This is a genomic window from Klebsiella sp. LTGPAF-6F, assembly GCF_001753185.1.
GTDB classification, from domain to species: domain Bacteria; phylum Pseudomonadota; class Gammaproteobacteria; order Enterobacterales; family Enterobacteriaceae; genus Klebsiella; species Klebsiella michiganensis.
Window position 1 is genome coordinate 5,003,502 of sequence record NZ_CP017450.1, and the last position, 19,994, is coordinate 5,023,495.

The 19,994-nt window shown below is 56.5% G+C and carries 13 protein-coding genes; 3 read left to right on the plus strand and 10 right to left on the minus strand.

The genetic code is table 11. From position 1 onward, the window contains the following. Nucleotides 1-63: 63 nt before the first annotated feature. On the minus strand, nucleotides 64-1,776 hold the full coding sequence (gene cysI / locus BJF97_RS23375; protein ID WP_070083010.1) for an assimilatory sulfite reductase (NADPH) hemoprotein subunit: 1,713 nt from the start codon (nucleotides 1,774-1,776) through the stop codon (nucleotides 64-66). After that, entirely contained in the window at nucleotides 1,776-3,575 is a 1,800-nt protein-coding gene (gene cysJ / locus BJF97_RS23380; RefSeq protein WP_025106432.1) for an NADPH-dependent assimilatory sulfite reductase flavoprotein subunit, read from the minus strand. Before cysJ ends, cysI begins: the two co-directional genes overlap by 1 nt. A 430-nt stretch (nucleotides 3,576-4,005) precedes the next feature. Here cysJ and queD point away from each other — a divergent pair, with 430 nt between their 5' ends. Then, nucleotides 4,006-4,368 (plus strand): 6-carboxytetrahydropterin synthase QueD, encoded by a 363-nt coding sequence (gene queD, locus BJF97_RS23385; RefSeq protein WP_004853637.1) that lies wholly within the window; start codon nucleotides 4,006-4,008, stop codon nucleotides 4,366-4,368. 56 nt (nucleotides 4,369-4,424) lie between these two features. Here the strand turns inward: queD and queE are convergent, their stop codons facing one another. Further along, nucleotides 4,425-5,096: a 7-carboxy-7-deazaguanine synthase QueE gene (gene queE, locus BJF97_RS23390; protein ID WP_004124321.1), complete on the minus strand. Its 672-nt coding sequence runs from the start codon at nucleotides 5,094-5,096 to the stop codon at nucleotides 4,425-4,427. Nucleotides 5,097-5,556: 460 nt separating this feature from the next. Between queE and BJF97_RS23395 the strand changes: the two genes are divergently transcribed. Further along, nucleotides 5,557-6,666 carry an SDR family oxidoreductase gene (locus tag BJF97_RS23395; protein ID WP_025106430.1) on the plus strand — a complete coding sequence of 370 codons (1,110 nt, stop codon included), beginning with the start codon at nucleotides 5,557-5,559 and terminating at the stop codon, nucleotides 6,664-6,666. A 66-nt stretch (nucleotides 6,667-6,732) separates the two neighbouring features. Here BJF97_RS23395 and eno read toward each other — a convergent pair whose 3' ends face one another. From eno to rlmD, 5 genes are all read right to left on the minus strand, one after another. Further along, nucleotides 6,733-8,031: a phosphopyruvate hydratase gene (eno, locus tag BJF97_RS23400; RefSeq protein WP_004124327.1), complete on the minus strand. Its 1,299-nt coding sequence runs from the start codon at nucleotides 8,029-8,031 to the stop codon at nucleotides 6,733-6,735. An 80-nt stretch (nucleotides 8,032-8,111) separates the two neighbouring features. Beyond that, nucleotides 8,112-9,749, minus strand: a complete 1,638-nt coding sequence (gene pyrG, locus BJF97_RS23405; RefSeq protein ID WP_004105009.1) for a glutamine hydrolyzing CTP synthase — start codon at nucleotides 9,747-9,749, stop codon at nucleotides 8,112-8,114. 227 nt (nucleotides 9,750-9,976) lie between these two features. Continuing rightward, nucleotides 9,977-10,768 carry a nucleoside triphosphate pyrophosphohydrolase gene (mazG, locus tag BJF97_RS23410; protein ID WP_014226596.1) on the minus strand — a complete coding sequence of 264 codons (792 nt, stop codon included), beginning with the start codon at nucleotides 10,766-10,768 and terminating at the stop codon, nucleotides 9,977-9,979. A 68-nt stretch (nucleotides 10,769-10,836) separates the two neighbouring features. Continuing rightward, nucleotides 10,837-13,074, minus strand: a complete 2,238-nt coding sequence (gene relA, locus BJF97_RS23415; RefSeq protein ID WP_004853643.1) for a GTP diphosphokinase — start codon at nucleotides 13,072-13,074, stop codon at nucleotides 10,837-10,839. 97 nt (nucleotides 13,075-13,171) lie between these two features. Next, nucleotides 13,172-14,515 carry a 23S rRNA (uracil(1939)-C(5))-methyltransferase RlmD gene (gene rlmD / locus BJF97_RS23420; protein ID WP_014226597.1) on the minus strand — a complete coding sequence of 448 codons (1,344 nt, stop codon included), beginning with the start codon at nucleotides 14,513-14,515 and terminating at the stop codon, nucleotides 13,172-13,174. A gap of 122 nt (nucleotides 14,516-14,637) precedes the next feature. On the opposite strand from rlmD, the gene barA reads away from it, so the two are divergent. Further along, nucleotides 14,638-17,391, plus strand: coding sequence for a two-component sensor histidine kinase BarA (barA, locus tag BJF97_RS23425; protein ID WP_014226598.1), 2,754 nt, complete (start codon nucleotides 14,638-14,640; stop codon nucleotides 17,389-17,391). 49 nt (nucleotides 17,392-17,440) lie between these two features. Here barA and BJF97_RS23430 read toward each other — a convergent pair whose 3' ends face one another. Together BJF97_RS23430 and gudD are read right to left on the minus strand one after the other, a co-directional pair. Next, on the minus strand, nucleotides 17,441-18,580 hold the full coding sequence (locus BJF97_RS23430) for a glycerate kinase (RefSeq protein ID WP_014226599.1): 1,140 nt from the start codon (nucleotides 18,578-18,580) through the stop codon (nucleotides 17,441-17,443). Nucleotides 18,581-18,651: 71 nt separating this feature from the next. Then, complete coding sequence (gudD, locus tag BJF97_RS23435) at nucleotides 18,652-19,992, minus strand: glucarate dehydratase (protein WP_032694674.1); 1,341 nt, start codon at nucleotides 19,990-19,992, stop codon at nucleotides 18,652-18,654. Nucleotides 19,993-19,994: the final 2 nt, after the last annotated feature.

A 19,994-nucleotide genomic window follows, 5' to 3' on the forward strand; every position in this document is an offset into this window, starting at 1 on the left:
GCGTTTGCCCGGCCTACAAAACCCACAGGCCCGGATCGCTGCTCGCCACCGGGCACCTGGATGTTATTCCCAGAAATCACGAGCTGGGTCGAGCACCGGGCGAATGATGCCCGCACGCACCGTAAAGTCGCCGAAGCCTTCACCCGCTTCGCGCTCTTTCGCCCAGCGCCCTACCAGTTCGTCGATCGAATCGAGAATTTCCGACTCGGTAATATTTTCCCGATACATACGCGGAATACGCGTCCCGCTGCGGTTGCCGCCAAGGTGCAGGTTATAGCGGCCCGGCGCTTTACCGACCAGCCCCACTTCCGCCAGCATCGCGCGGCCGCAGCCGTTCGGGCAGCCGGTAACGCGGGTAACGATATGCTCGTCGCCAACGCCATGTTTGCTCATCAGCGCCTCGACTTTATCGATAAACGACGGGAGGAAACGCTCGGCTTCCGCCATCGCCAGCGGGCAGGTCGGGAACGACACGCAGGCCATAGAGTTTTCGCGCTGCGGCGTGACGGCGTTCATCAGGCCGTGATCGCGGGCCAGCTTCTCGATCTTCGCCTTCTGATCTTCCGGTACGCTGGCAATAATCAGGTTCTGGTTCGCCGTAATGCGGAATTCGCCTTTGTGGATCTTAGCAATCTTCAGCAGGCCGGTTTTCAGCGGGCGACCCGGATAATCAAGGATACGACCATTTTCAATAAACAGCGTCAGATGCCAGTTATTGTCGATACCCTTCACCCAGCCGATACGATCGCCGCGGCCGGTGAATTCGTACGGACGGATCGGCTCAAACTTGATGCCCGCCCGACGTTCCACTTCCGCCTTAAAGGTCTCAACGCCAACGCGTTCGAGGGTGTATTTGGTTTTCGCATTTTTACGATCGGTACGGTTACCCCAGTCGCGCTGGGTCGTGACCACCGCTTCCGCCACCGCCAGAGTGTGCTCCAGCGGCAGATAGCCAAACTCGCTCGCCGTACGGGCGTAGGTTTTCTTATTCCCGTGCTCAATCGATAAACCGCCGCCGACCAGCAGGTTGAAGCCGACCAGCTTGCCGTTTTCGGCGATGGCCACGAAGTTCATATCGTTCGCGTGCAGATCGATATCGTTCTGCGGCGGGATCACCACGGTCGTTTTGAACTTACGCGGCAGATAGGTCTGACCGAGGATCGGCTCTTCATCGGTGGTGGCGACTTTCTTCTGATCCAGCCAGATCTCGGCGTAGGCGCGCGTGCGCGGCAGCAGGTGCTCGGAGATCTTCTTCGCCCATTCGTAGGCTTCAGTATGCAGCTGGGACTCGTACGGGTTAGAGGTACACAGCACGTTACGGTTCATATCGTTGGCGGTAGCCAACGCGTCCAGCCCGACCGAATGCAGCATCTGGTGCACCGGCTTGACGTTCTTCTTCAGAATGCCGTGGAACTGGAAGGTCTGACGGTTGGTCAGACGGATACTGCCGTAGATGGTGTTATCGGCGGCGAATTTATCGATCGCCTGCCACTGTTTGGTGGTGATCACCCCGCCCGGCAGGCGGCAGCGCAGCAGCATCGCGTGACGCGGCTCCAGCTTCTGCGCCGCGCGCTCGGCGCGGATATCGCGGTCATCCTGCAGGTACATACCGTGAAAACGGATCAGCAGAAAGTTATCGCCTTTAAAACCGCCGGTCAGGCCGTCGTTCAAATCTTCCGCAATGGTGCCGCGCAGGTAGTTGCTTTCGAGCTTCATGCGCTCGGCGTCAGTCAGTTTACCTTCGACCACCAGCGGGCCTGGATGTTTTTCGCTCATTAGTAGACATCTCGCTGATAACGGCGCTCAACGCGCAGCTCACTTAAAAATTCGTCCGCCGCTTCGGCGTCCATCGCGCCGTATTCGGCAATCACTTCCAGCAACGTCTGCTCAACGTCTTTTGCCATACGATTGGCATCGCCGCAGACATAAATATGGGCGCCGTCGTTAATCCAGCGCCACAGTTCGGCCCCCTGCTCGCGCAGCTTGTCCTGAACGTAGACTTTTTGTTGTTGATCGCGGGACCAGGCCAGGTCGATGCGGCTCAGCACGCCTTCTTTGACGTAGCTTTGCCACTCCACCTGATAAAGGAAATCTTCGGTAAAGTGCGGGTTGCCGAAGAACAGCCAGTTCTTCCCTTCCGCGCCTTCCGCCGCGCGCTGCTGCATAAAAGCGCGGAACGGCGCGATGCCGGTGCCGGGGCCAATCATGATCACCGGCGTCTGCGGGTTGGCAGGCAGACGGAAGTTATCGTTATGCTCGATGAAGATGCGCACTTCGCCATCTTCTTCGACGCGGTCAGCCAGGAAGCTGGAAGCGCCGCCGGCCCGAGCGCGGCCTTCGATGTCATAACGCACCACGCCAACGGTGACGTGGACTTCGCTTTCCACTTCCGCCTGCGAAGAAGCGATCGAGTACAGTCGCGGCGTCAGCGGGCGCAGCAGGTCGACCAGCGCCTGGGCATCCAGCTGCGCCGGGGAGAAACGCACCATATCGACAATCGGCGTGGTCGCGGCGTAATGCTGGAGCTGTGCCTTATCGCCCACCAGCGGCAGCAGGGATTCGCTGCGGGTTAAGGTGGCATAATTTTCCACGATGTTACCGGTGTTGACCGTCAGCTCAAAGTGCCACTCCAGCGCTTCGGCGAGCGGCAGCGTTTTGCCGTCAACCGTGACCGGCTCCTCGCCCGTCAGCCACAGCAGCTCTACCAGCTCTTTCACCAGAGCCGGATCGTTCTGGTACCAGACGCCCAGCGCATCGCCCGGCTGATAGCGCAGGCCGGAGTCGCCGAGGTCGATTTCAATATGGCGCACATCTTTTTCAGAATCGCGACCGGTAATTTTTTGATTCACCGCCAGCGTCGCGGTCAGCGGCGCTTCTTTGGTATAGGGGCTGGTGTGGATCTCGTTCACCGATCCGCTGGCAATCAGCTGAGACGGGACGGCGGCAGGGGCGCGCGCTTTCAGCGCCTCAACCACCCGAGCGCGCCATTCGGCGGCGGCGGCCTGATACTCTACATCAGCATCAACCCGGTCGAGCAGGCGTTCACCGCCCAGTTCGGCCAGCTTATTATCAAAATCTTTGCCGGACTGGCAGAAGAATTCATAGGAGGTATCGCCGAGGCCAAACACGGCAAATGCGGTATCGGTCAGCTTCGGCGCTTTCTTCGAAAACAGGAATTTATGCAGCGCGACGGCTTCTTCCGGCGGCTCACCTTCACCCTGCGTTGACGTCACCACGACCAGCAGCTTTTCGGAGGCAATTTGTTTGAATTTATAGTCGCCTGCGTTGACCAGCTTCACGTTCAGCTGCGCGGCCTGCAGATCGTCGCGCAGCGCTTCAGCGACGCGGCGGGCGTTGCCGGTTTGCGATGCCGAAATCAGGGTAATGGACGGTACTTCAGCCGCCTGGGCTGGCGCAACAACCGCCGCGCCGGGCTGCTGGTTCAGCACCCCCCAAAAATAGCCGGAAACCCAGGCCAGCTGGGTGGGCGTGAAGTCAGTCGTGGCCGCCTGAAGGCGCGCCATTTGCTCCGGACTCAGCGGTAGCAAATTGGAAGGTGGGGCCTGTGTCGTCATGCGTTGTTATGTTCCAGTAAGCAAAGCTGTGATTCACGCCCTGTCAGCGTGATAAACAGAAGATAATGTATTTACTCTAAATAATTCGAGTTGCAGGCAGCGACACAGCGCCCATCAGGGCAAAGCCCAAGGCTGGGCCGAGTTATTGCCAACGCACATGCGGCTCGAAGTATGACGAGTGAGTAGGTTAACGGTGCAAATAGTAACAACTAAATAAAGGATGGAAATAACAAATAACCAAATGGACTAACCTGTTTTAGTTATAGTTATTAACAACAAAATCGATTAAATAAGCCCATGAAATATAGGCAATTAATTTGAACAGGCTGGATGAATGTGGCTATTTTCCGCTCAGGGCCGTTTTAGTTAATGCGAAAAAATGTGCTTTCCGGTACCCTACGGCGGTTTTTTGCCATATTGAGAAGAAAAGATGTCCACCACGCTGTTTAAAGATTTCACCTTTGAAGCCGCTCACCACCTGCCGCACGTGCCGGAAGGTCATAAGTGCGGTCGCCTGCACGGCCACTCTTTTATGGTGCGCCTGGAGATTACCGGTGAAGTCGATCCCCATACCGGGTGGATCATGGATTTTGCCGAGCTGAAGGCCGCGTTTAAACCCATCTACGATCGCCTCGACCATTACTACCTAAACGATATTCCCGGGCTGTCCAATCCGACCAGCGAAGTGCTGGCAAAATGGATCTGGGAGCAGATGAAACCGCGGGTACCGCTGCTGAGCGCGGTGATGATCAAAGAAACCTGCACCGCGGGCTGCGTCTATCGCGGCGAGTGATAGTGCCTTTAGCTGAATAAGACCCTGATAGCCCTGCGCTATCAGGGTTTTTTATATCACGCGATATTGAGGTACTTGTGCGTCTGCATCGATAAGCGCCAGTTGCGGGCGATACAGGTTTCGATGCACAGGCGCGTCGCGTCATCTTTCTGGCTAATCGGCTGAAGCGCGATAATACGCGGCTTTTCATCGGCCAGCGTTGCCAGCAGCTCATCCAGCGCTTCGATATCGCGCACGCGTCCAACCGGATGTTTAATTTCATCAGCCCGCTGTAGCGCCTGAGAGAGTACGTCATAGCCGCCGCGCATGTTCACCTTTGGCGACACCGTCACCCAGGTATGCGGCGTGCAGCGCACTTCATGGGTGCCGCTGGTTTCAATCTGGCAGCTAAATCCGTTTTGCTCCAGTAAAGAGGTTAACGGCGTTAAATCATGAATGCAGGGCTCGCCGCCGGTAATGACCACGTGGCGGGCCGTCCAGCCCTGACGCCCGATGATAGCCAGCAGATCTTCGCTGCTCGCCGGGCCCCATTTATCGCTCTCTTTGGTTTTTGCCAGAATGCTGAACAGCGACACTTCCCGATCGGCAAGCTTATCCCAGGTATGTTTGGTATCGCACCAGGCGCAACCAACCGGGCATCCCTGTAAACGAATAAAAATGGCGGGAACGCCGGTGAAGTAACCTTCGCCTTGCAAGGTCTGGAACATCTCGTTAATCGGGTACTGCATAATCATCTCTGCTTAGGGTTGTGAGCGCGCATTATCGCAGATTTGCCCGCGCAGATCTTGTCCCGCGCTGCGCCGCGTGGTGGGTAGAACCTAAACCTTAATGATAAACCTCCGGCAGCTGGCCGATTCCATTATCCCGCACCGGCTGATTTAATTAGCCTGATAATCATCAGGCGACTATTAAGCGGCACGGCTAAAATTTTTGGTGTAACAAAACATGTATAATTTTGAAAGCCAAAAATAAAATAACAAACTTAAAAATAATAAATTTCAACGATGTACAAATGGATACACGAAATAATGAATTTATTGTCATAGCTTAGGGTCAAATTCGATCCACGACGCTAAATTATCTTAAAATAACCTTAATAAACCGCACCTTATGTTCATTTTCCATTTAATATCCGTTTAATTTTCCGCGCCTAGAATCCAGTCAACCAACCATAATGAGACTGCATTCATGAATACATTATTAATTACTGGCGCGACCGGTTTTCTCGGTGGAGCAGTGTTAGAAAGCATTCTGAATAAAAAGAATGCGCCTAATCTATTACTGTTAGTTCGTGCAGATAATAGTGTAGCTGCCGTAGAACGGGTAAAGGAAAACCTGCGAAAATTCAATATTAGCGAAGAGAGATTAACGGCCCTGACGCCCGGCAACATTCTGCTGGGGGATCTGGCCAATCCGCAGCCCTTTCTCGACGACCCGCGCCTGAATCAGGTTACCCACGTGCTCAACTGCGCCGCCGTCGCCTCATTTGGTAATAATCCGCTTATCTGGAAGGTCAACGTCGAAGGCACGCTGCAGTTTGCCCGGCGGATGGCTCAGGTCGGCGGCCTTGAGCGCTTTCTGCACGTGGGCACCGCGATGTCCTGCTCGCCAGACCCCGATTCGCTGGTAGCGGAAAGCACGGCGTTTCGTGAACGCGCCGAGCATCTGGTCGAGTACACCCACTCTAAATCAACAATTGAGCGTCTCATGCGGCAGGAGTGCCCAACGCTACCGCTGGCGATCGCCCGTCCCTCTATTGTTGTTGGCCACACTCATCACGGCTGTCAGCCCTCCAGCAGCATCTTCTGGGTGTTCAGCATGGGGCTGATGCTGCAAAAATTTATGTGTTCGATGGAAGACCGCATCGATGTAATCCCCGTCGATTACTGCGCCGATGCGCTGCTGATGCTGCTTACCAGCCCGCTGGCGCGCGGAGAGGTGGTGCATATTTCCGCGGGAGAGGAAAACAGCGTAAGGTTTGCGGATATCGATAACGCGATGGCCTCCGCCCTCGAGCAGGCGCCGGTCGGCGATAAATACGCGCAGGTCAGCTATGAAACGCTGGTCAAAATGCGCCGTGAGCTGAAGGCTATTTTTGGCCCCTGCAACGAACGGCTGATGCTAAAAGCCATGCGCCTGTACGGCGCCTTCGCCACGCTTAACGTACGATTCAGCAACGACAAGCTGCTCAGCATGGGTATGCCAAAACCGCCGCGCTTTACCGATTACATTGACCGCTGCGTACAGACCACGCGCGGGCTTTCTATCCCGCAGCAAATGGCGGTAGATTTTAAGTAGCCGCTTTTGCAGGTATAAAAAAAGCCAGCCCGAAGGCTGGCTTTTTCATATCAGATTAAGACAGGCTTATGCCTGACCTTTGATCTCTTTACGACCGTTGTACGGTGCTTTTTCGCCCAGCGCTTCTTCGATACGAATCAGCTGGTTGTATTTAGCAACGCGGTCAGAACGGCTCATAGAACCAGTTTTGATCTGGCCTGCAGCGGTACCCACAGCCAGGTCAGCGATGGTCGCATCTTCAGTTTCGCCAGAACGGTGAGAGATAACGGCAGTGTAGCCAGCGTCTTTCGCCATTTTGATCGCAGCCAGAGTTTCGGTCAGAGAACCAATCTGGTTGAATTTGATCAGGATGGAGTTAACGATGCCTTTCTCGATGCCTTCTTTCAGGATCTTGGTGTTGGTTACGAACAGATCGTCACCAACCAGCTGGATTTTGTCGCCCAGTACTTTAGTCTGGTATGCGAAACCGTCCCAGTCAGATTCGTCCAGGCCATCTTCGATGGAGACGATCGGGTACTGTTTGGTCAGCTCTTCCAGGAAGTGGGTGAATTCTTCAGAGGTGAACGCTTTGTTGCCTTCGCCGGCCAGAACGTATTTACCGTCTTTGTAGAATTCAGAAGCCGCGCAGTCCATCGCCAGGGTGATGTCTTTGCCCAGCTCGTAGCCAGCAGCTTTAACCGCTTCAGCGATAACAGCCAGCGCTTCAGCGTTGGAGCCCAGGTTCGGCGCGTAGCCGCCTTCGTCACCAACAGCGGTGTTCATACCTTTAGCTTTCAGAACTTTAGCCAGGTTGTGGAACACTTCAGAACCCATACGTACGGCTTCTTTCAGGGATTTAGCGCCAACCGGCTGAATCATAAATTCCTGGATGTCGACGTTGTTGTCAGCGTGCTCGCCGCCGTTGATGATGTTCATCATCGGAACCGGCATGGAGTATTTGCCCGGGGTGCCGTTCAGCTCAGCGATGTGCTCGTACAGCGGCTGACCTTTAGAAGCAGCGGCAGCTTTGGCGTTAGCCAGAGAGACGGCCAGGATGGCGTTCGCACCGAAGTTAGATTTGTTTTCAGTACCGTCCAGGTCGATCATGATTTTGTCGATGCCAGCCTGATCTTTGGCATCTTTGCCAAGGATTGCCTGAGCGATCGGGCCGTTAACCGCGCCAACAGCTTTCAGTACGCCTTTACCCATGAAACGGGATTTGTCGCCATCGCGCAGTTCCAGCGCTTCGCGGGAGCCAGTAGAAGCACCTGACGGAGCAGCTGCCATACCGACGAAACCACCTTCCAGGTGTACTTCGGCTTCAACAGTCGGGTTACCACGGGAGTCGATGATTTCACGACCGATGACTTTAACGATTTTGGACATTAGGTTTTCCTCAGTACAAGTTAAACTAAAACTCCAGACAAACAATGCACCCGGATGGGTGCATTGCCGTTCTAACTCTTTTACTTCGCCTGACGCTTCTGGTACTCGCCAGCGGCTTTCACAAAGCCAGCAAACAGCGGATGGCCATCACGCGGCGTCGAAGTAAACTCCGGATGGAACTGACAGGCGACGAACCACGGATGGTTAGGCACCTCGATGATCTCGACCAACTGATCATCCCCGGAACGGCCCGCAATACGCAGGCCCGCATTTTCAATCGGCTTCAGCAACATATTGTTGACTTCGTAGCGGTGACGATGGCGTTCGGTAATGGTTGGCTCGCCGTACAGCTGGCGCACCAGGCTATCTTCAGCCAGCTGGCACTGCTGTGCGCCGAGGCGCATCGTGCCGCCGAGATCGCTCTTATCAGAGCGGACTTCGACATTACCGTCTTCATCACGCCATTCGGTAATCAGGGCCACGACCGGGTACTTACAGTCTGGCACAAATTCCGTTGAGTTGGCGTTTTCCATCCCCGCTACGTTGCGCGCGAACTCAATCAGCGCAACCTGCATCCCCAGGCAAATGCCCAGGTATGGAATGTTGTTTTCACGCGCGTAGCGCGCGGTGGCAATCTTACCTTCAACCCCGCGATAGCCGAAGCCGCCAGGAATCAGGATAGCGTCTAAATTCTTCAGAATTTCGACGCCGCGCGTTTCCACATCCTGCGAATCAATCAGCTTGATGTTGACGGTGACGCGATTTTTCAGACCGCCGTGTTTCAGCGCTTCAATCACCGATTTGTAGGCGTCCGGCAGTTCAATGTACTTGCCGACCATACCAATGGTGACTTCACCTGCCGGGTTCGCTTCTTCGTAGATAACCTGTTCCCATTCGGCCAGGTTCGCTTCCGGACAGTTTAAGCTGAATCGTTTACAAATATAATCGTCCAGCCCCTGAGATTTCAACAGGCCCGGGATTTTATAAATGGAATCGACATCTTTCATCGAAATAACGGCTTTTTCCGGCACATTGCAGAACAATGCAATTTTGGCACGTTCGTTCGCCGGAATAGCGCGATCGGAGCGGCAGACCAGAATGTCAGGCTGAATACCGATGGAGAGCAGTTCTTTAACGGAGTGCTGGGTCGGCTTGGTTTTGACTTCACCCGCGGCGGCCATGTACGGCACCAGGGTCAGGTGCATAAACAGCGCGTTTTCACGACCGATATCCACCGCCAGCTGGCGAATCGCTTCAAGGAACGGCAGCGATTCAATATCACCAACGGTGCCGCCGATTTCAACCAGCACCACATCATGGCCTTCACCGCCGGCCAGCACGCGCTCTTTGATCGCGTTGGTGATATGCGGAATAACCTGAACGGTGGCACCCAGATAGTCGCCGCGACGCTCTTTGCGCAGGACGTCAGAGTAAATACGACCCGTGGTGAAGTTGTTGCGACGGGTCATCTTGGTGCGAATGAAACGCTCGTAGTGACCCAGGTCCAGATCGGTTTCAGCGCCGTCTTCAGTAACGAACACTTCCCCGTGTTGGATTGGGCTCATGGTGCCCGGATCGACGTTGATGTACGGATCCAGTTTCATCATGGTCACGTTAAGCCCGCGGGCTTCGAGAATGGCTGCGAGGGAAGCTGCGGCAATGCCTTTACCCAGAGAGGATACGACCCCGCCGGTCACAAAAATATAGTTCGTTGTCATGCTGAACCTGAGAAGTTAGGTTTAAAAGACGATGGAATAACCAGGACGGGAAAGCAGTATACCCGATCATGACTGACGCCACAAACTTTCATTATCCCTCCTTTTCATCAGGCCCACACAAACGCAGGGAGTGAGAAAATAGCCGCTTTTGGCGAAATGTTTTTGACGTAAATCAAGCGCTTGTTATTTAAAAAATCACACAAATAGCGCTTGATCACGAAAACTCTTTAGAGATCAGTTTCCTGGCGTTTTACTTCCTGCCACACCCGCTCCATGGTATCGAGGTCAACGCCGGTCATTTCCAGGCCGCGCGCGGCGACAATCCGCTCAACTTCGCGGAACCTGCGCTCAAACTTCAGGTTGGCTTTTTGCAGCGCAACTTCGGCTTTTACCCCTAAATGGCGGGATAAATTGACCGTCGCAAACAGCAGGTCGCCCACTTCCTCCTCCAGTTTAGCTTCATCCACCACGGCCTGCTGCGCTTCGTGCATCACTTCATCTATTTCTTCGTGCACTTTATCCAGCACCGGCCCCAGAGAGGTCCAGTCAAAGCCTACCGCCGAGCAGCGTTTCTGGATTTTATGCGCGCGCATCAGCGCCGGAAGGCTATGCGGGATGTCGTCCAGCGCGGAGTGCTGGGACTTTTCCGCTCGCTCAGCGCTTTTGATCTGCTCCCAGCGGGCCAGCACTTCGCTGCTGCTACCGGCGCTCGCCTCGCCGAAAATATGCGGATGACGGCGCTCCAGCTTGTCGCTGATGGCGGCGCAGATATCGTTAAAATCAAAGCGCCCCTCTTCCTGCGCCATCTGAGCGTAGAAGACGACCTGGAACAACAGGTCGCCCAGCTCACCGCGCAGATCGTCAAAATCTTCGCGGGCGATAGCGTCGAGTACTTCATAGGTTTCTTCAAGGGTATACGGCGCGATGGTGGCAAAGGTCTGCTCTTTGTCCCACGGGCAGCCGTTTTCCGGATCGCGCAGACGCCGCATAATGCCGAGCAGGCGTTCGATTTGAGTCATAAGTCTGTCCTGATAAAAAAATGCCGGGTGGCGGTAGCGCCTGACCCGGCTGACATAAGCGTGGGAGTTTATCCGCCGTGCAGACGACGGGCGTCGATGACGTCAGGTACCTGATTCAGCTTCGCCAGTACGCGCCCCAGCACCTGCAGGTTGTAGATCTCAATGGTCATATCGATCGTCGCCATCTGCTGTTTAGTATCGCTGCGGCTGGCAACGCCCAGCACGTTGACCTTCTCATTGGCGAGAATGGTGGTGATGTCGCGCAGCAGGCCGCTACGATCGTTGGCCTGGACGCGCACCACCAGCGAGTAGCCCGCCGAGTAGCTCTCTCCCCACACCGCGTCAACGATGCGCTCGGGAGCATGAGACTGTAGCTCCGCAAGCTGATCGCAATCCGCGCGGTGCACCGAGATCCCGCGGCCCTGGGTGATAAAGCCCACGATCTCGTCGCCGGGAATCGGCTGGCAGCAGCGCGCAATGTGGTGCATCAGATTGCCGACGCCCTCCACCACCACGCGACCATTGTCTTTGCTGCGATTCTGCGGAGCGTGGGTTTTCTGCTGCAGCTGCTTTAACGCCGCCGCATCCTGCTCCGCCGCGCTGGGTTTATTAAACTGCGCCTGCAGGAAATTAACCATCTGGTTGAGGCGAATATCGCCCCCGCCAATCGCCGCCAGCAGTTCGTCCTGCTCGTTAAAGTTGTAGCGCGGCAGCAGATGCTTTTCCGCGTCCTTCAGGCTGATGCCCAGATGCTCGAGCTCATCATCAAGGATCTGTCGCCCGGCAAGAATATTCTTGTCGCGATCCTGCTTGCGGAACCAGGCGTGAATTTTGGAACGCCCGCGGCTGGTGGTGACGTAGCCAAGGTTCGGGTTCAGCCAGTCGCGGCTGGGGTTGGGCTGCTTCTGGGTGATGATTTCAATCTGGTCGCCCATCTGCAGCTGATAGGTGAACGGCACAATACGCCCGCCGATTTTCGCCCCGATGCAGCGGTGGCCGACATCGCTGTGTATATGGTAGGCAAAATCGAGCGGCGTCGAACCCGAAGGCAAATCCACCACGTCGCCCTTCGGCGTAAAGACATAAACCCGGTCATCAAAGACCTGGCTGCGCACCTCATCCAGCATCTCGCCGGAATCGGCCATCTCTTCCTGCCAGGCGATCAGTTTACGCAGCCAGGCAATGCGATCTTCATAGCCGCGCCCGCCGCTGGCCGCTGCGCTGGCGCCCTCTTTATACTTCCAGTGCGCGGCCACGCCCAGCTCGGCATCTTCATGCATCTGGCGGGTACGGATCTGAATTTCAATGGTTTTTCCGCCGGGGCCAAGCACGACGGTATGAATTGACTGGTAGCCATTAGGCTTGGGATTGGCGACGTAATCATCGAACTCATCCGGCAGATGGCGGTAATGAGTATGCACGATCCCCAGCGCGGCATAGCAGTCCTGCAGGCGCTCGGCGACAATACGCACCGCCCGCACGTCAAACAGCTCGTCGAAGGCGAGATGTTTTTTCTGCATTTTGCGCCAGATGCTGTAGATATGCTTGGGACGCCCGTAGACCTCAGCCTTGACGCCCTCGGTTTTCATTTCCGTGCGTAAATGGCTGACGAATTCATCAATATAATGTTCACGATCGATGCGCCGCTCGTGTAACAGCTTAGCGATTCGCTTATATTCCGCCGGATGCAGATAGCGGAAGCAGTAATCTTCGAGCTCCCACTTCAGCTGGCCGATCCCCAGGCGGTTGGCCAGCGGCGCGTAAATATTGGTACACTCTTTTGCCGCCAGTACGCGCTCATCTTCCGGCGCATCTTTCACTTCACGCAGATGGGCGATGCGCTCGGCGATTTTAATTACCACGCAGCGGAAGTCATCGACCATCGCCAGCAGCATGCGGCGAATGTTGTCCACCTGTTCAGAGGAGACCGAATCCGTATGGGTGGCTTTAAGCTGGCGTATCGCGGCCATGTCCCGCACGCCGTGGATCAGGGTGACGACCGATTTCCCTACGCTCTCCTGCATGATCTCTTCGCTGACGACGTTGCCGTCCGCCAGCGGGAAAAGCATCGCCGCGCGCAGCGTATCGATATCCATGCTCAACATGGAGAGAATTTCCACCATCTCCACGCCGCGCCATAGCAGGAGATCGGCCTGCGGATGCCCCTGCGTTTTCTCTCGACAATAATCCCAGGTTTCGGCTAAGCGTTCACACGACTGCTGGCTGGAAATTCCCAGACTCGCGATCCATTTCTTCGGGTCAAATTCACCAGCTTTATTTAAATGTGCACTTCTTACCGCAACCATTGTCCTCTCCTTAAGGGACCGCCTGCCGAAGTCGGCAAGCCTCAACTTTTACACTTCATCCTTCAAACCGCGCCAACGCTGGCGTTCGTCTTTTATCTCAGTCACCTGCTTCTGAGGATGCCGCTTCACTGCGATTTGAATGATTCTTGTGCTCAAACAACACCATTGATTCCAGATGTCCGGTATGCGGGAACATATCGAGCATCGCCAGGCGTTGAATGGTATATCCCGCCTGCAATAAAACGTCGCTATCGCGCGCCAGGGTCGCCGGGTTACATGAAACATACACCACCCGACGCGGCGCTAATTTTATAATATGTAACATAACGCCCGCCGCGCCGGCGCGCGCCGGGTCGAGCAAGACCTTATCAAAACCGTGCTTCGCCCACGCCTGGCGGGTGACGTCCTCTTCCAGGTTCTCATGGAAGAAAGTCACATTATGCAACCCGTTCAACGCCGCGTTCTCCTGGCCCTTCGCCACCAGCGCGGGAACCCCTTCAACGCCAACCACCTGCGCCGCACGCTTCGCCAGCGGCAGGGTAAAGTTGCCCATGCCGCAAAAGAGGTCCAGCACGCGATCCTGAGGCTGGATATCCAGCCATTCCAGCGCCGTGCGCACCATCAGCTGGTTTACGCCATCGTTCACCTGGATAAAATCGCGCGGACTGAACACTAAGCGTAGACCGTCCGAGGTATACCAGGGGGCTTCCCCGCGAATATGTTCCAGTATCTCGCTTTGCGGGGCGAGGTACAGGGAAAGACCGTGAGATTGCGAAAAACGTTCCAGCTTTTCTTTATCTGCCGCGGGAAGCGCCGCCGTATGGCGCAATACCATCAGCGGGCCGTTATCCGCCTGCACCAGCTCAACGTGGCCAAGCTGACGCACCGATTTCAATTCGCTAAGACATTCACGTACCGCGGGCAATAGCGCACCAAGAGTGGGCACCAAAACGGGGCACTGCACCACATCGACGATCTCGCTGGCGTTAGCCTTGCGGAAGCCCATCTGTAATTGTTGGGACTTTGGCTGATAATTCAAGCTCAGACGCGCCCGGCGGCGATAGCCCCACGGCGAAGCGGCTATAATGTCATCAACGTCGCGCTTCATCAGCCTCGCGAGCGCGGCGCGTTTGCTCTGCTGCTGCAGCTCAATGCTGGCGTGCTGCTGCTGGCACCCGCCGCAGATGCCAAAATGCGGGCAGCGCGGCGCCTGCCGCTGCGGGCTATCGCTAAGACGGCGTTTAACCTGGGCGCGGGCGTACTGTTTTTTATCTTCGACCACAACAACGTCAGCCTGCTCCTGTGGCAATAAACCGCTGATAAACAGCGCCTTACCCTGATGACGCGCAACGCCCTGGCCGAAGGGGTCAAGGTCATTTACTGTAACGGTTATGATCTGGCGCGTCGTCACACGCCGTTTTGCAGAGTAGAATTGCGCCATCGTAGAGATTTGTCTCAATTAAATATACTGACTCTGAATAAGAGTTCGGTCAGGATGAGCCAGAGTAACAACGCACCAGCCTCCTGAAAGATGATGTGTATATTCTCCCATAATGGAACCGCATGACCAACTACAGCCTTCGTGCCCGCATGATGATTCTTATTCTGGCGCCTACCGTTCTGATCGGTCTGCTGCTCAGTATTTTCTTCGTCGCACACCGCTATAACGACCTACAGCGCCAGCTGGAGGATGCCGGCGCCAGTATTATCGAACCGCTGGCGGTCTCCAGTGAATATGGCATGAATTTGCAAAACCGCGAGTCAATCGGGCAGCTCATCAGCGTGCTGCACCGCCGCCACTCCGATATTGTGCGCGCCATTTCCATCTACGACTCGCACAACAGGCTGTTTGTCACCTCTAACTTTCAGCTCGATCCCGGCGAACTTCAGCTGCCAAAAGGGGAACCCTTTCCCCGCCGCCTGAGCGTGGTGCGCCACGGCGATTTGATGATTTTGCGTACCCCTATTATCTCGGAAAGCTATTCACCGGATGAATCGCCGGGAAGCGATGCCAAGATGCCGGACAATATGCTGGGCTACGTGGCGCTTGAGATGGATCTCAAATCGGTGCGGCTACAGCAGTACAAAGAGATCTTTATCTCCAGCGTGATGATGCTGTTCTGTATCGGTATTGCGCTGATCTTCGGCTGGCGGCTGATGCGCGACGTGACCGGGCCGATCCGCAATATGGTGAATACCGTTGACCGCATCCGCCGGGGCCAGCTTGATAGCCGCGTCGAAGGCTTTATGCTCGGCGAGCTGGATATGCTGAAAAACGGTATCAACTCCATGGCCATGTCGCTGGCGGCCTACCACGAAGAGATGCAGCATAACGTCGATCAGGCGACATCGGATCTGCGGGAAACGCTTGAACAGATGGAAATCCAGAACGTCGAGCTGGACCTGGCGAAAAAACGCGCGCAGGAAGCGGCGCGAATCAAATCCGAATTCCTCGCCAATATGTCTCATGAACTGCGCACCCCGCTCAACGGCGTCATTGGCTTTACCCGCCTGACGCTGAAGACCGACTTAAACACCACCCAGCGCGATCACCTGACGACCATTGAGCGTTCCGCGAATAATCTGCTGGCCATCATTAACGATGTTCTGGACTTCTCTAAGCTCGAAGCCGGGAAGCTTATTCTGGAGAGTATTCCGTTCCTGCTGCGCACTTCGCTGGACGAGGTGGTCACGCTGCTGGCGCACTCGGCGCACGATAAGGGGCTGGAGCTGACGCTGAATATCAAAAACGATGTGCCGGATAACGTCATTGGCGACCCGCTGCGCCTGCAGCAAATTATTACCAACCTGATGGGCAACGCCATTAAGTTTACCGAACACGGCAATATCGACGTGCTGGTGGAACAGCGCGCCATCAGCAACTCAAGGGTACAAATTGAAGTCCAGATCCACGATACCGGTATCGGGATTCCTGAACGCGATCAGTCGCGTCTGTTCCAGGCGTTCCGCCAGGCCGACGCCAGCATCTCCCGTCGCCACGGCGGAACCGGACTTGGGCTGGTCATCACCCAGCGGCTGGTGAAAGAGATGGGCGGCGATATCTCCTTCCATAGCCAACCTAATCGCGGCTCGACGTTCTGGTTCCATATCAGCCTTGATCTCAACCCCAACGCGGTTCCCGACAGCGTGCCAACCCAGTGCCTGGCGGGTAAAAAGCTGGCCTATATCGAGGCCAACGCGGCGGCGGCGCAGTGTACGATGGAGCTACTGGCGACAACGCCGCTGGAGGTGGTTTACAGTCCGACGATGACCGCCCTACCGGATGCTCACTACGATATCCTGCTGGCCGGCATTCCCGTATCAATACGTGACCTGAGCCAGCATCGCGATAAGCTGGAAAGAGCCAGCAAGCTTGCCGATCATCTGGTGCTGGCCCTGCCGTGCCACGCCCAGGTCAGCGCCGAAACGCTGCGGCAGGACGGCATTGCCGCCTGTTTGCTTAAGCCATTGACCTCAACGCGCTTACTGCCGGCGCTGACGGCCTCCTGCCAGACGCAGCCAACGGTTCTGCCACCGCGTTCCGATAGTAAGAAGCTTCCGATGACGGTCATGGCCGTTGATGACAATCCGGCGAATCTCAAGCTTATCGGCGCCCTGCTGGAGGATTTAGTCCAGCACGTTATCCTCTGCGACAGCGGCCAGCACGCCGTCGAGCGGGCCAGAGAAACGCAGCAGGATCTGATTCTGATGGATATTCAGATGCCGGAGATGGATGGGATCCGCGCCTGCGAACTGATTCACCAGCTCCCTCATCAGCAGCAAACGCCGGTGATCGCCGTGACCGCCCACGCCCTGGAAGGGCAGCGAGAGAAATTACTCAGCGCGGGGATGAACGACTATCTGGCGAAACCCATTGAGGAGGATAAGCTCTACAGCCTGCTGCTGCGCTACAAGCCGGGAAAGACGCTACCGCCGCAGGTCGCCGCGGAGCCTGTTGAGCCGCCCGTTAACCATGACATCACCCTCGACTGGCAGCTGGCGCTGCGCCAGGCGGCGATGAAACCGGATCTGGCGCGGGAAATGCTGCAGATGCTGCTCGCCTTTATGCCGGAGGTGCGTAACAAGGTAGAAGAACAGCTGGTGGGAGAGCAGCCGGAAGGCCTGCTGGATCTCATTCATAAGCTTCACGGCAGCTGTAGCTATAGCGGCGTACCGCGGCTGAAAAAGCTGTGTCACACCCTTGAGAGCCAGCTACGCGCGGGCACCGCCGCCGAAGAGATGGAGCCGGAGTTTCTGGAGCTGCTGGATGAAATGGACAACGTCGCGCGCGAAGCCTGTAAGCTGTTGGGGATTTAGAGGATGTAAAACGCGAGCCCCGGTCTGCGCTTCGCGACCGGGGAAAAACCTATAATAGCCGGCCCATTTTCAGCACGGCGGCGACGTTTCTCGCCGTCATACGCACGTTTTCGGCGGCATTTTCCAGTGCTTGCTCCAGGGTGCAAACGGAATAAATCACGCTGAATACCGCATCCAGGCCGTGCTGATGCACGACGCCGACGTCAGCCGTCAGGCTCCCGGCAATGCCGATGACCGGCAGGTTGTAGCGTTTTGCCACCCTCGCCACGCCAACCGGCACTTTGCCGTGAACCGTCTGGCTATCGATGCGCCCTTCGCCGGTGATCACCAGGTCCGCATCCGCCACGATATCGGCAAGATGGAGCGCATCGGTCACAATCTCAATGCCCGGCCGCAGCTTTGCGCCGCAAAAGGCGTACAGGCCCGCGCCCATTCCCCCCGCCGCGCCGCCGCCTTCAAGATGCAGCACATCAAGTTCTAAATCGCGATGGATAATATCGGCAAAATGGGCCAGCGCGTTGTCAAGGCAGGGGATCATCTCCGCCGTCGCCCCTTTCTGCGGCCCAAATACCGCCGTCGCACCCTGTGGTCCCGTCAGCGGGTTGGTAACATCGCAAGCGACGTCAATACGACAGCCGGCCAGGCGTTTATCAAGTTCGCTAACGTCGATGCGCGCGAGGCTCTCCAGCGCGCGTCCGCCGGCGGCAATCTGCTGGTTATCTTTGGTCAGCAGTTTCGCCCCCAGCGCCTGCACCATCCCGGCGCCGCCGTCGTTCGTCGCGCTACCGCCGATGCCGATAATAATTTGCCTCACTCCGGCATCCAGCGCATGGCGAATCAGCTCGCCGGTCCCCCATGAAGTGGTCAGCAAAGGATTTCGCCGCGCCGGCGGTACGCTCTCCAGGCCGCTTGCCGCCGCCATTTCAATAAACGCACACTGCCTGTCGCCCGACAGGCCATAGAAGGCCTCCACGGGTTCACCGAGCGGACCGGTGACGGTGACCGCAATCCGGCATCCCTGGGTCGCGGCAACCATGGCTTCAACGGTTCCTTCGCCACCGTCGGCAACCGGCAGCTTAACGTACTCCGCATCGGCGTAAATTTCCCGAAAACCTTGTTCTATCGCGGTTGCGACATCCAGCGCACTCAGGCTCTCCTTGTATGAATCCGGTGCGATCACTATCTTCATATGCTGTCCTTAAAATGAACGATTACCCGACGCCGTGCAGGAAACCGGTCCCCGAAGGGACCGGTATTTCTTTAGCGCACCATGGACGGACGCTTGTTATCAAACGTCCAGTTCGGGATCAAATACTGCATGCCCATCGCGTCATCGCGCGCGCCCAGGCCGTGTTTCTGGTACAGCTCATGAGCTTTCATCACCCGATCCATATCGAGCTCCACGCCCAGACCCGGTTTCGCCGGTACCTGTACCATCCCGCCTTTAATTTCAAAGGGCTCTTTGGTCAGACGCTGGTTACCCTCCTGCCAGATCCAGTGGGTGTCGATGGCGGTAATTTTACCCGGCGCTGCCGCCGCCACGTGGGTAAACATCGCCAACGAGATATCAAAGTGGTTGTTAGAGTGCGAGCCCCAGGTCAGGCCAAACTCGTGGCACATCTGCGCCACGCGGACGGAACCCTGCATGGTCCAGAAGTGCGGATCCGCCAGCGGGATATCGACGGACTGCAGCGACAGCGTGTGGCCCATCTGACGCCAGTCGGTCGCGATCATATTGGTCGCCGTCGGCAGGCCGGTGGCGCGGCGGAACTCCGCCATCACTTCGCGTCCGGAGAAGCCCTGTTCTGCGCCGCACGGATCTTCCGCATAGGCCAGAGAGCCTTTCAGGTATTTGCCAATTTTGATCGCTTCATCCAGCGACCACGCGCCGTTCGGATCGAGGGTCACGCGCGCCTGCGGGAAGCGCTTCGCCAGCGCAACGATGGACTCCGCTTCCTCTTCCCCGGCCAGTACGCCGCCTTTCAGTTTAAAGTCATTAAAGCCATATTTCTCATACGCCGCTTCCGCCAGGCGCACCACCGCATCCGGGGTCATCGCTTCATCATGACGCAGGCGATACCAGTCGCATTTGTCATCGGGCTGGCTCTGATACGGCAGCGGCGTGGCTTTACGGTTGCCGACGAAGAACAGGTAGCCGAGCATTTCCACTTCGCTGCGCTGTTGGCCATCGCCCAGCAGAGACGCCACGTTCACGCCCAGATGCTGGCCCAGCAGGTCAAGCATCGCCGCTTCGATCCCGGTCACTACGTGAATTGTGGTACGCAGATCGAAGGTCTGCAAACCGCGTCCACCGGCGTCGCGGTCGGCGAAAGTATTGCGCACGGCGGTCAGCACGTTTTTATATTCACCCAGCGTCTTACCGACCACCAGCGGGATCGCGTCCTCCAGGGTGGTGCGGATTTTCTCTCCGCCGGGGATTTCACCGACGCCGGTATGGCCGGAATTATCTTTGATCACCACAATATTGCGCGTGAAGAACGGGGCGTGCGCGCCGCTCAGGTTCATCAGCATGCTGTCGTGGCCCGCGACCGGAATGACCTGCATAGAAGAAACAACGGGGGTCGAAAATTGTGCGCTCATAA

What these genes read in the sequence shown, in the direction of transcription:
- cysI (WP_070083010.1), bottom strand. Translation starts at nt 1,776, where the DNA reads ATGAGCGAAAAACATCCAGGCCCGCTGGTGGTCGAAGGTAAACTGACT.
- cysJ (WP_025106432.1), bottom strand. Translation starts at nt 3,575, where the DNA reads ATGACGACACAGGCCCCACCTTCCAATTTGCTACCGCTGAGTCCGGAG.
- queD (WP_004853637.1), top strand. Translation starts at nt 4,006, where the DNA reads ATGTCCACCACGCTGTTTAAAGATTTCACCTTTGAAGCCGCTCACCAC.
- queE (WP_004124321.1), bottom strand. Translation starts at nt 5,096, where the DNA reads ATGCAGTACCCGATTAACGAGATGTTCCAGACCTTGCAAGGCGAAGGT.
- BJF97_RS23395 (WP_025106430.1), top strand. Translation starts at nt 5,557, where the DNA reads ATGAATACATTATTAATTACTGGCGCGACCGGTTTTCTCGGTGGAGCA.
- eno (WP_004124327.1), bottom strand. Translation starts at nt 8,031, where the DNA reads ATGTCCAAAATCGTTAAAGTCATCGGTCGTGAAATCATCGACTCCCGT.
- pyrG (WP_004105009.1), bottom strand. Translation starts at nt 9,749, where the DNA reads ATGACAACGAACTATATTTTTGTGACCGGCGGGGTCGTATCCTCTCTG.
- mazG (WP_014226596.1), bottom strand. Translation starts at nt 10,768, where the DNA reads ATGACTCAAATCGAACGCCTGCTCGGCATTATGCGGCGTCTGCGCGAT.
- relA (WP_004853643.1), bottom strand. Translation starts at nt 13,074, where the DNA reads ATGGTTGCGGTAAGAAGTGCACATTTAAATAAAGCTGGTGAATTTGAC.
- rlmD (WP_014226597.1), bottom strand. Translation starts at nt 14,515, where the DNA reads ATGGCGCAATTCTACTCTGCAAAACGGCGTGTGACGACGCGCCAGATC.
- barA (WP_014226598.1), top strand. Translation starts at nt 14,638, where the DNA reads ATGACCAACTACAGCCTTCGTGCCCGCATGATGATTCTTATTCTGGCG.
- BJF97_RS23430 (WP_014226599.1), bottom strand. Translation starts at nt 18,580, where the DNA reads ATGAAGATAGTGATCGCACCGGATTCATACAAGGAGAGCCTGAGTGCG.
- gudD (WP_032694674.1), bottom strand. Translation starts at nt 19,992, where the DNA reads ATGAGCGCACAATTTTCGACCCCCGTTGTTTCTTCTATGCAGGTCATT.